This window comes from Salinihabitans flavidus, assembly GCF_900110425.1.
In the GTDB taxonomy this organism is placed as follows: domain Bacteria; phylum Pseudomonadota; class Alphaproteobacteria; order Rhodobacterales; family Rhodobacteraceae; genus Salinihabitans; species Salinihabitans flavidus.
This window is the reverse complement of record NZ_FODS01000004.1, coordinates 14,127-24,834: the sequence shown is the minus strand read 5'-3', so window position 1 is coordinate 24,834 and position 10,708 is coordinate 14,127. Positions and strand designations below refer to the sequence as shown.

The window sequence follows — 10,708 nt, the reverse complement described above, 5'->3', positions numbered from 1 at the left end:
AAGTGTCCGGGGAATTGTCAGTATAGAGACAATGATCCGGGTTGCATCAATCAGTCCAGCGCACGCCTGTCAGGTCTGTGGCCTGTGTCGGTGCATTTTCCCACAGCCCTTCGATCTTGGCGTTGGCCACGGTCGGGAAGGCAAGCTGGAAGAGATAGCCGTTCACATAGTCCTCGGCGATGATCGTCTGTGCCTGCGCCAGCAACTCTGAGCGCGCCTCCGGATCGGTTGTGCGTTGCAGCGTATCCATGACCTCTCGGAACTCGGGGTTGTCATACTGGAAATAGTAGTCGGGCCGCGCGTAGATACCGATGTCGAAGGGTTCGGTGTGGCTTATAATGGTCAGGCCGAAATCCTTGCCACGAAACACCTGCTCAAGCCACTGCGCCCACTCAAGATTGGAAATCTCGGTTTCGATCCCGATTGCTCGCAATTGCGCAGCGACGATCTCGCCCCCACGTCGCGCATAGGACGGCGGCGGAAGTTTCAGCGTTGTCTTGAAGCCATCCGGATAGCCCGCTTCGGCGAGAAGTTCCTTCGACAGTTCTGGATCGTATTGCGACAGATGGGTCAGATCCACATAGTCGGGATGATGCGGCGCGAAATGCGTGCCGATCGGCGTGCCAAGCCCGAACATGGCCCCGTCAATGATCGCCTCTCTGTTGATGGCATGGGCAATGGCCTTGCGCACCTTCAGGTCGTCGAGCGGCTGCAACTTGTTATTGATGGAGAGTATGGTTTCCCCTTCCGAGCTGCCCCGCAGCACGGTGAAGCGCGGATCGGCATCGAATTGCGGCAGGTTTTCGGGGGCCGGGAAGCCGACGAAAGCGTCCACGTCCTCGGCCATCACCGCGGCAAAGGCGGCTGTGGGGTCCGAGATGAATTTGAAGGTCGCCTCTTCGAGTGCCGGGGCATCGCCCCAGTAGTCCTCGTTTCTGACAAGGTCGATCTTGTCGCCCTGAACCCAGTCGGCGAATTTGAAGGCGCCGGTACCGACAGGGTTGTTCTTGATCCCCTCGATGGATTCGGGCGCAACGATCACCGCATCGCCCCAGGCCATGTTGAACAGGAAACTCCCGTCCGGTTCGCTCAGCGTCACGCGCACGGTCAGTGGATCCACGACCTCCACATCCGCAATCCCGGTGAAAAGCGCCTTCTGCGCGTTCACGCTGTCCTCGGCGCGGGCGCGGTCGAGCGAGAACTTCACGTCCTCTGCATCCATCTCCGTGCCGTCATGGAAGGCCACGTCTTCATGCAGGTGAAAGGTATAGGTCAGCCCGTCTTCGGAAATATCCCACTCTTTCGCCAGTCCGGGAACCACGGACCCGTCTGCCATAAAACGGGTGAGTCCTTCGAACACGTTGGAATACAACACGCTGTCGATCGCACCGGCCGCGGCCGAGGTCGGATCAAGATGCGGCGGCTCCAGTTGCAACGCTACGGTGATGTCCGTTTGTGCCGCCTGCGCCGATCCGATCCCGGCGGCGAGCGCAAGGGCACTGGCAAAGGCCAGTTTGCGCGGAATGACTGTCATGATTTCTTCTCCCTGAAGTTATTGCTATGTCCTTGGCGCCTCTCGAGGCAGCAGAAGCTGTGCCAGCGTATGCGCCATGACCTTGGCACTGTCGAGCATGTCCTGCACGCCGATATATTCGTCCGGCTTGTGCGCCAGTTCAAGAATGCCGGGACCATAGGCTATACAGTTCTTCAGCTTGCCGATACGATCAATATGTTTTTGATCGTAAGTGCCCGGCGAGGCAACAAGGTCGGGTGCCTTGCCAAGCACCGCCTGCACAGATTTTCCGACCGTCGTGACCACGGGTGCGGTGCGGTCCGTCATCGACGGGGCGACGTGGTTCAACTCGCGCATGGCAAAGCGGAAATTGCTGCGATTTTCCGCCAGATCCTTGAGGAGCGCCTCGACCTCACCCGAAACCTGAGCATGGTTTTCCTCGGCCAGATAGCGACGGTCGATAACGATGCGGCAGCTATCGGGGACACAATGCGACGGCAGTCCGGTGTAGTCATCGGCCTGCTCGGGCTGTCCGCCGTGGATCGAGTTGATATTCATCGTCGATTGCCGAGCTCCCTCAGGGATAACCGGCATATCCGTCCGCCGCGCCGCCATGGCCGGGTAGAGATCGGTTTCGAAGCGCTCCAGAACGGCGCCCATGTGGCGCACGGCACAATCACCCAGGAACGGCATACAGCCGTGCGCGATCTCGCCAAACGTCTCGATTTCGGCCCACCAGCCACCGCGATGGCCAAGGCAGATCCGATCCTTGTGAAGCGGTTCCGGTATGATCACATGCTGCACGCGCTGTGGAGAGAAGAACCCCTGTTCTGCCAGATAGGCCACGCCGCCGTAACCGCCTGATTCCTCATCCGCCGTTCCGGAAATCTCGATCGCACCCTGAAAGTCCGGATAGACCTCGATGAAGGCTTCGGCTGCAATGATCGAGGTCGCGAGACCGCCCTTCATGTCGCAGGCACCGCGTCCGTAGATCAGATCACCGTCAATTTCACCGCCGAACGGATCTCGGGTCCAACCGCGTCCGATCTCGACCACATCGGTATGCGAATTGAAGTGCACGCAATCTCCGGCTCCGGCCCCCTCGCGCCGCGCAACGATGTTCCAGCGCGGGTAGCGGTCACTGTCGCCAGGCGTTCCGGTGGCGCGCACAAGCTCGGTCTCAAACCCGTGCTCCTTCAATCGCGTATCGAGAAATTCGCAGATCTCCCGATAACAGTCTCCTGGTGGGTTGAGCGTGGGAATGCGGATCAGTGCCTGCGTCAGCGAAATGAGATCGTCGCGCTTGGCGTCGATCCGCGCCATCAACTCGTCCTGAGACCCAGTAACCGCCTGATCCATCACTTCCCCGCAGGATTTCCACATTCAGGGTGAAACCTTGCGCGAAGCCGGCTACGGTCTCAATACCGTAATCCTACGGTATGGGGGCATGAAATGGATATCGAAACGCTGGCTTTCGAGGAGGCGCCGGTTGGTATCGTGCTGACAGAGTGCCGGATCATCCGCGCCTGCAATCTTACATTTTCCAGCATGCTGGGCTATCGCCGCGAAGACCTGATTGGACAGTCTTTTCGGATGCTCTACCCTTCTGGCGAAGAGTTTGACCGTATCCGCGATATCGGGCTGGAGCCACTCAAACGCGATGAGTATTACTCTGATGAACGCATGATGAGCACTGCCAATGGCGTGATGATCTGGTGCCGGTTCCGGGCACATTCGCTCACCCCATCTGACCCTTTGGCACAGGTGGTCATGAGCTTCACCCGCATCGCGGATACGCCTCCGGTTGCGCTCAGCCCACGCGAGCGGCAGGTTCTGGGCGGAATCGGCCGGGGCTTGACCAGCAAGGAAATTGCGCACGAACTGGGCCTCTCGCCGCGCACCATTGACGATGTGCGCGCGCGCCTGTTGCGCCGGTTCTCGGTGCGCAACGCAGCGGAGCTTCTGGCCAAGTTGACCTATCTCGACCAGTAAATGCGATGGTCACGGGGGCGGCTTGTCAATGAGCCCCCGCTGCGCAGCACACGGGTCTTAAACAATCATTCATCTGCCTGCACCATCATTGCGGCAATCCGCAAGGAAGCCGCAACTCCACAAGATGGAAAAGCAAATGAACACGAGTCGATCCCAGAACTGGAAAGCCATCGAGATGGCGAATGAGGACATCTTTTTCTCGCGCACGGACGAGAGAGGGGTGATCCAGTCGGGCAGCGATTTTTTCCAGGAGATCGCGGGCTTCGACTGGGAGGAGTTGCTTGGCGCGCCACACAAGATCGTGCGCCATCCCGACATGCCCAAGGCAGTTTTCTGGCTACTGTGGAACAACCTGAAGGCCGGAAAACCGCTCTCGGCCTATATCAAAAACCAGACAAAGGATGGCGGCCACTACTGGGTTATGGCCTCTGCGATACCGGTTGAGGGGGGATATATTTCGGTTCGCATCCGGCCGCAGTCGCCGCTGTTTGCCAGGATTCAGGCCGAATACGATGCGCTACGCACATGGGAGCGCGAGACCGGCGCCAAGGCGGAGGAAAGTGTGGAGCGTTTTCAGGCGCGCCTGTTGGAACTCGGTTTCAAAGACTACCAGGCATTCATGGGCTATGCGCTTTCGGCCGAACATACGGCGCGGCAAGAGGCGCTCGGCCGAGAAACCGATCGCGTCACGCGGTTGATCGAAGACATGTCGAGCCGGGTTTCTGAAACCAGCGCGGTCACAAACCAGCTTCTCGCTGGCTTCCGCCTGATCCGTTCGGAGCCGACAAACATGCGTATCCTATCCACTCGATTGGAAGGCGGTGGGAACGCGATAAGCGCGATTTCCCAGAACTACGAACTGATGGCCTCGGAGATTTGGCAGCAAATCCATGTTTTGGATGAATCGGGGGGTAATGTCTTTGGCGAGGTGACTAAGGCTCTGAACGAGGGGCGCTATCTGCAATCTCTTGCAGCGGTGATGCGTGAACAGGCCGATCAGTTCGCGAACAGTTCTCTGGACTTCGCCGCCCTTGGGATCGACCAGTCGAAGGAGCCGACGATTATAGAGGGGCGCGCTGCGGCGCTGTCCGCGGAGGCGGACCGCACACTTCAGGACATTGCCGACCGTGTGCGGAACCTGCCCGATCTCTGCCAGAACCTTAGGCGCCATGTGAATGGCCTCGACGTGGTGAAACTTCTTTGTCGGGTCGAAGCAGGCACGCTCCGCGGCCAGGAGACCGGTCTCGACAGTATAATTTGTCGCCTCGACAGGTTTCACGCACAAATCGAAAACCAGCTCACACAGGTATCGTCCGGTGCTTCCGATCTCTACCGCGATGCCCGCGCGCTTCTGATCTGATGCCGCAGCTTTGGAATCTCGTGCAATTTTTCGGTACTTTCCGGGGTGCCTCAATCGGTTCTCCAAACGGCGTTAAACCTGCCTTAAAGCCCGCGGCACATGCTGATCGCGGGCTCCTATCAGGGCAGCTACCAGTCTTCCGATGATAGACGCGACAGCACTGCTGTGACGCGACAGACCCGCGAGAGATACCAAAAGCAAAGAGACACCACAGGCAAAGAGGCTACGATGAAAAACAAGACTGATCCCAATGCGGCGATCCCGTTCCACTCCGATTTACCCGCCGGTGGCATCCGGCTCGGCGTACTCCAAAGGATCGCGGCACTTCTCGCCATGGGTCTGCTGCTCTCGCTGGCGGTGAACTCCCTTTTCAACTACATCACCGTGCGTGACGAGATATACAACATGTCGCGCCATGCACATGAAGAGGTCACGCGACTGATCGCGGCCGAAATGGTCGATTCGATCCGCTTCGAGGAAACCGCTCACATCGAGACCATTTACAAAGAGGTCTCGAAATCAGAGGAACTTGGATTGAGGCGGTTGGTGGTTCGTACGGCAGAAGGCATGACCCTCGCGTCGTGGGGGGCAGGAGCCAGCCCCGACGCGGATCTGGTCGGCATCGCCGACACGACCTTGAAAAACGGGACCATGGAAAATCATGAACTGGACACGGGGCACGCAGTGGCGGTTCCCGTGACGTCTGGCGCGCCAAAAGTAACTGTTGGGGCTATCGTGACAGACTGGGATCTTTCCATGCTGGACGCCCGCGTCCGCCACGATGCCTTGTTAAGCTTTGCCAAATCCGGCGCGGCAACGCTGGCAATTCTCGTACTGATCATGTTGGCGATGTCACGCGGGATTATTCGCCCCCTCATACGGCTTTCAGCTGCAATGAGGGCTATCGCTGACAAAGCCTATGATACCGAAGTTCCGGGTCGTGATCGCAAAGACGAGATCGGTCAGATGGCGGGCATTCTCACAAGTTTTCGCGACCGACTGGCAGAGGAAGAAACGGCGATGCAAAATCGCGAGCAAAAGGCCAATCTAGAAGGTGAGGTCTTTGACAGGCTGAGTCATGGACTTGGACGGGTCGCGCAAGGGGATCTGACACCCCGGATCGACCTTGCCCTGACCGAAGGGCTTTCCGATCAGCACATGAAGGTATGCCGCGATTTCAACAATCTGGTTGATGCATTCGAAGAAGTCATCGTGACGGTGAAGACCAGCGCAGACGCGGTGAGAAACGGGTCCGAAGAGATCAGCCAAGTCGCGAACGAGACCGCGAAACGCTCCGAGATGCAAGCCGCCACGCTTGAGGAATCTGCCGCCGCACTTGATGAACTGACCAGCAGCGTGAAATCTGCCGCCGAATACGCGGTGCAGGCCGATCAGGCCATCACCGAAAACCGCCGCCAGGCGGAGGCAAGCGGCGAAGTCGTGCAGAACGCGGTCGAAGCGATGCGCCAGATCGAGCACAGTTCGGGACAGATCACACAGATTATCGGAGTGATCGATGACATCGCCTTTCAAACCAACCTTCTGGCGCTCAATGCCGGGGTCGAGGCGGCGCGCGCGGGAGAGGCCGGGCGCGGCTTTGCGGTGGTCGCCTCCGAGGTGCGCGCATTGGCGCAGCGGGCCTCGGATTCAGCCAAGGAGATCAAGACGCTGATTTCGAAAAGTTCGCAGCAGGTTGAAGAGGGGGGCGCCCTTGTTGGCGAAACCGGAACAGCCCTTGGCGAGATCATTGCTCGAGTGGCCAAGCTGTCCACCCTGGTTGGTGAGATCGCATCCTCTGCGAAGGAACAGTCCTCCGGACTGGAAGAGATCAATACCAGCGTGAATGAGCTTGATCAGGTAACGCAGCAGAACGCGGCCGTGGTGGAAGAAACCTCCGCCTCGAGCGAAAACCTACGCTCAGAGGCCGAACGCCTTGCGTCGGCGCTGGCGCGGTTCAAGACCACAATGACCCGTGAGATGGAAACCGCACCCAAAGCAGAGAGTTCGCATTCCACGTCCAGCCACGCGACACATGTGACTTCAGAAACGGCACGAACCGCAGCGGCATCTGTCGACGAAAACCAGACTGCAACGCTTGCCGCGACCGGAACGGGCGGATGGCAAGACTTCTGACCGAGATAACGCGTCGATCGCGCTGCGTATGGGGAGCCGTTGGTCCAGACGGTTTCCCGACACCTGCTCCGAAAGCAATCGGATGTACATCGAGGACGAAGCTGTGATCACCGTCTTGCAAGGGCAAAGTCATGTCTCAGGTCGGCATGGGGATGTTATCTCCACGATCCTGGGGTCCTGCATTGCGACCTGCATTTGTGATCCTGTGGCGGGAGTGGGTGGTATGAACCACTTCCTGCTTCCCGGCAGTCCTGAAGATCGCGACACCGGGCTGCAATATGGTGTCAACGCGATGGAGATCTTGATCAACGCGCTGATGCGCGCGGGGGCGCGCAAGGAACGGATGCAGGCGAAGATCTTCGGAGGCGCGAGAATGTTCACAAGCCGCGCAAATATCGGAGAGAAGAATGCCGAATTTGCGACCTGGTTTCTGAAGAGTGAGGGTATCGAGTGTATAGGGGGCAGCATCGGTGGCGAGCAGGGACGCAAGCTACGTTATGTGCCTGTGACCGGCCAAGCGCGCCAGATGTTTCTGGAGCAATCGCGACTGAACGTGGTCGAGGACCCGCTATCGGCCACCTTCGAGACGCCACGCCGCCGCCGAACCGATCCCGGGCAGGTGGACCTTTTCTGACACCTGCGACCGCTCGTCTTGAGCGCGAGAGCCTCATCGGCTATGACGTCCGGGCGCCGAGTCCTTTGCCCGTCTTCTGTCGGCGTGCTTTCACACGGTCTTTCTGTTGGCGGGATTTCCGCAACGGGCCGAAGCGGGCGCTTGACGTGTGAGAGGAGCCGACCAATGCCCGAAACCCTTCTGAAAAATGCCGATATGGTCGTCACCATGGATGATGATCGCCGCGAATTGATCGGGTCAGATGTGTTGCTACGCGATGGACGTGTCGCGGCAGTGGGACCGGGGCTCGACACGTCGGGCGAGGTAATACAGGCGAAGGGTTGCGTGATCACACCGGGATTGGTGAATACGCACCACCACCTCTACCAGAGTCTGACCCGCGCCGTGCCCGGTGTGCAGGATGCGCTTCTGTTCGGGTGGCTCAGAACGCTTTACCCGATCTGGGCACGGTTCGGTCCCGAGGAAATCTTCGTTTCCGCACAGGTCGGGCTTGCCGAACTGGCGCTATCGGGCTGCACGCTGAGTTCAGATCATCTCTACCTTTATCCCAACGGAGCGCGACTCGACGATACGATCGTCGCCGCGTCGGATCTGGGGATGCGGTTTCATCCCACGCGCGGCGCGATGAGCATCGGCGAAAGTGACGGGGGCCTGCCGCCCGACTCTCTTGTCGAGCGGGAGAGATACATCCTTGAAGACTGCATCCGCGTGATCGACGCGCATCATGATACGCGTGAGGGGGCCATGTGCCGGGTCGGTGTTGCCCCCTGTTCGCCGTTTTCGGTGAGCCGCGATTTGATGCGTGAAGCGGCGTTCCTGGCGCGCGACAAGGGTGTCATGCTGCACACCCATCTGGCCGAGAATGACGAGGATATCGCCTACAGCCTTGAAAAATTCGGCTGCCGTCCGGGGCAATATGCGGAGGATCTGGGCTGGACGGGAGCCGATGTCTGGCATGCGCATTGCGTCAAGCTCGACCGGCAGGAGATTGATCTTTTTGCAAAATCCCGAACGGGGGTTGCGCATTGCCCGTGTTCGAACTGCCGTCTCGGATCCGGAATCGCGCCGCTTCGTGAAATGCGGGATGCCGGTGTCCGGGTGGGGTTCGGCGTGGACGGGTCGGCCAGCAACGACTGCGGCAATCTCATGTCCGAGGCGCGGCAGGCGATGCTGTTGCAGCGGGTGACGCGGGGGGCGAATGCGATGAGCGCGCGCGAGGCGCTTGACGTTGCGACGCGCGGCGGGGCGGACGTGCTCGGCCGTCCCGATTGCGGACGGATCGCGGTCGGCAAACGCGCCGATATCGCCGTCTGGGACATCTCGGGGATCGAGGCCGCGGGAAGCTGGGATCCGGCGGCGCTTCTTCTGGCCGGGCCGGCGCGGGTGCGCGATCTGTTCGTCGAGGGGCGCGGTGTGGTGCGCGGCGGAACGGTGACGACCATAGACCTGCCCGCCGTTATCGCGCGGCAAAATACGTTGGCGCAGCGGCTGGCGGAGACGGTCTGAGCGGTTGCACGCACCGCTTCCTTCCCGGATGATGCCCGCAAACGCATCATCAGGAGGGTCCCATGAGCGAGTTGCCTATCGTCGGCGCGCAGTTGAGCGTGCTGGATCTGGATCGTCACCGCGACTGGCTGTTCGAGAAGGACCGCGATCTGGAACTGCCGGAATTCTGCATGGCAGATATCCTTGCATCGCCAGACGCCTGTATCGACATGGCCCGGTCCAGGCTGGATGGCTGGCAGGGGCGGCTCGGGATACACGGGCCGTTCTCGGGCTTTGAGCTGGACGTAAAAGACAAGGAAATCAGGGCTGTGGTGCAAAAACGGCTCGATCAGGCGCTCGATGTCTGCGGTCGTTTGGGCGCGCAACAGATGGTTATTCATTCGCCCTTTGACCATTGGGACCATCACAATCTCGATAATTCCACCCGGTCCCGCACAACGCGGGTTTCGGCCTGTCTTGACACGCTGAAACCGGCCTTGGCGCGTGCCGAGGATATGGGCGTGACGATGGTTCTGGAGAATATCCAGGACTGCGACCCGGAGGTGCGGGCGGCAGTGGTACGGGCGGCGGACTGTCCGGCGTTGCGCCTGTCGGTGGACGTGGGACATGCCCATTGGGCGCATGTGATCTGCGGGGCCCCGCCGGCGGACCGTTACATTCAGGCGGCCGGGGAGGCGCTGGGGCATGTGCATCTGCAGGATAGCGACGGCTATGCCGACCGGCACTGGCCACTGGGTCGGGGCAATATCCAGTGGTTCGCCATGTTCGAGGCGCTCAAGGGGATCAAATCCGAGCCCCATCTGATCGTCGAGATCAACGATTTCAGCCAGGTCGCCGAGAGCGTCGCGCATCTGGAACGGCTTGGATTGGCGCAATAGCGCGAATCAGGGTTAGCGTGCTGATTTCGCCGAAAAACCCGTTTCGGTAACACGTCGGTATAACGTCGGTATTGCGTCGGTGGCGGTGTCGGTAAAACGGGCGGCGCGGGCCGCGTTACCCATGCGCGCGTTGCCGGCGGTCCGGGTGCAACGCGCGTTGCCGGGTCCGAACAGGGGCGAGAAAAGGACAGCGGGGGATCAGTTGAACCAGAGGCGCGGTTCCGCGATTTCGAGCGAATTGCCCGCCGGGTCGCGGAAGTAGATCGAGCGCGCGCCGTTCGGCCAGTCGAATTCCGATTCGATCTCCACGCCCGCAGCGGTGAGGCGATGACGCCAGGCGACGATCCCGGCCTTGCTGGCGGCCAAGCAGAGATGCCCCGGCCCGCGCGCGCCGTGCGGGGGGACGGGCAGGCGGGGATTCGGTGTCGGTTGTTCCGTCTGATCGGGGTTGAAGATGAGCACCACCGTGTGCCCGGCGCGAAAGAACACATGCCGCCCCGGCACCTTGGCGATTCGCTCCAGATCCAGGATGGCACCATAGAACCACTCGGCCGTGTCGAGATCGGTGGCATAAACCGCAGCCTCCAGCACCCCGTCGGGGGCGGGCGCATGGGGCAACGGGGCTGTCGTCTCCGGGTCACGGGCCATAAGCAGATCGTAACCCGAATCCGGGGTGCGGCGAAACCCGCGGA

At 60.3% G+C, this 10,708-nt stretch carries 9 protein-coding genes; 6 read left to right on the top strand and 3 right to left on the bottom strand.

The features are described 5' to 3' along the window. Positions 1–46 precede the first annotated feature (46 nt). Positions 47–1,534 carry an ABC transporter substrate-binding protein gene (locus BMW66_RS04780; RefSeq protein WP_093115990.1) on the bottom strand — a complete coding sequence of 496 codons (1,488 nt, stop codon included), beginning with the start codon at positions 1,532–1,534 and terminating at the stop codon, positions 47–49. Between the two features lie 24 nt (positions 1,535–1,558). Then, positions 1,559–2,872: an acetylornithine deacetylase/succinyl-diaminopimelate desuccinylase family protein gene (locus BMW66_RS04775; protein WP_093116377.1), complete on the bottom strand. Its 1,314-nt coding sequence runs from the start codon at positions 2,870–2,872 to the stop codon at positions 1,559–1,561. Between the two features lie 93 nt (positions 2,873–2,965). On the opposite strand from BMW66_RS04775, the gene BMW66_RS04770 reads away from it, so the two are divergent. The 6 genes from BMW66_RS04770 to BMW66_RS04745 all read left to right on the top strand — a co-directional run bounded on the left by BMW66_RS04770 (position 2,966) and on the right by BMW66_RS04745 (position 10,016). Then, positions 2,966–3,505, top strand: a complete 540-nt coding sequence (locus BMW66_RS04770; protein WP_093115988.1) for a PAS and helix-turn-helix domain-containing protein — start codon at positions 2,966–2,968, stop codon at positions 3,503–3,505. A 124-nt stretch (positions 3,506–3,629) separates the two neighbouring features. Next, a complete protein-coding gene (locus BMW66_RS04765) occupies positions 3,630–4,865 on the top strand; it encodes a PAS domain-containing protein (protein WP_093115986.1) in 1,236 nt (411 codons plus the stop codon). Between the two features lie 228 nt (positions 4,866–5,093). Next, on the top strand, positions 5,094–6,998 hold the full coding sequence (locus BMW66_RS04760; RefSeq protein WP_175483161.1) for a methyl-accepting chemotaxis protein: 1,905 nt from the start codon (positions 5,094–5,096) through the stop codon (positions 6,996–6,998). 82 nt (positions 6,999–7,080) lie between these two features. Then, on the top strand, positions 7,081–7,632 hold the full coding sequence (locus BMW66_RS04755; RefSeq protein WP_093115982.1) for a chemotaxis protein CheD: 552 nt from the start codon (positions 7,081–7,083) through the stop codon (positions 7,630–7,632). A 165-nt stretch (positions 7,633–7,797) separates the two neighbouring features. Continuing rightward, complete coding sequence (locus tag BMW66_RS04750; RefSeq protein ID WP_093115980.1) at positions 7,798–9,138, top strand: 8-oxoguanine deaminase; 1,341 nt, start codon at positions 7,798–7,800, stop codon at positions 9,136–9,138. Between the two features lie 62 nt (positions 9,139–9,200). After that, entirely contained in the window at positions 9,201–10,016 is an 816-nt protein-coding gene (locus BMW66_RS04745; protein ID WP_093115978.1) for a sugar phosphate isomerase/epimerase family protein, read from the top strand. A gap of 198 nt (positions 10,017–10,214) precedes the next feature. Here the strand turns inward: BMW66_RS04745 and BMW66_RS04740 are convergent, their stop codons facing one another. Then, positions 10,215–10,664 carry a VOC family protein gene (locus BMW66_RS04740; RefSeq protein WP_093115976.1) on the bottom strand — a complete coding sequence of 150 codons (450 nt, stop codon included), beginning with the start codon at positions 10,662–10,664 and terminating at the stop codon, positions 10,215–10,217. Positions 10,665–10,708 lie beyond the last annotated feature (44 nt).

What these genes read in the sequence shown, in the direction of transcription:
- BMW66_RS04780 (WP_093115990.1), bottom strand. Translation starts at nt 1,534, where the DNA reads ATGACAGTCATTCCGCGCAAACTGGCCTTTGCCAGTGCCCTTGCGCTC.
- BMW66_RS04750 (WP_093115980.1), top strand. Translation starts at nt 7,798, where the DNA reads ATGCCCGAAACCCTTCTGAAAAATGCCGATATGGTCGTCACCATGGAT.
- BMW66_RS04745 (WP_093115978.1), top strand. Translation starts at nt 9,201, where the DNA reads ATGAGCGAGTTGCCTATCGTCGGCGCGCAGTTGAGCGTGCTGGATCTG.
- BMW66_RS04775 (WP_093116377.1), bottom strand. Translation starts at nt 2,872, where the DNA reads ATGGATCAGGCGGTTACTGGGTCTCAGGACGAGTTGATGGCGCGGATC.
- BMW66_RS04760 (WP_175483161.1), top strand. Translation starts at nt 5,094, where the DNA reads ATGAAAAACAAGACTGATCCCAATGCGGCGATCCCGTTCCACTCCGAT.
- BMW66_RS04770 (WP_093115988.1), top strand. Translation starts at nt 2,966, where the DNA reads ATGGATATCGAAACGCTGGCTTTCGAGGAGGCGCCGGTTGGTATCGTG.
- BMW66_RS04765 (WP_093115986.1), top strand. Translation starts at nt 3,630, where the DNA reads ATGGAAAAGCAAATGAACACGAGTCGATCCCAGAACTGGAAAGCCATC.
- BMW66_RS04740 (WP_093115976.1), bottom strand. Translation starts at nt 10,664, where the DNA reads ATGGCCCGTGACCCGGAGACGACAGCCCCGTTGCCCCATGCGCCCGCC.
- BMW66_RS04755 (WP_093115982.1), top strand. Translation starts at nt 7,081, where the DNA reads ATGTACATCGAGGACGAAGCTGTGATCACCGTCTTGCAAGGGCAAAGT.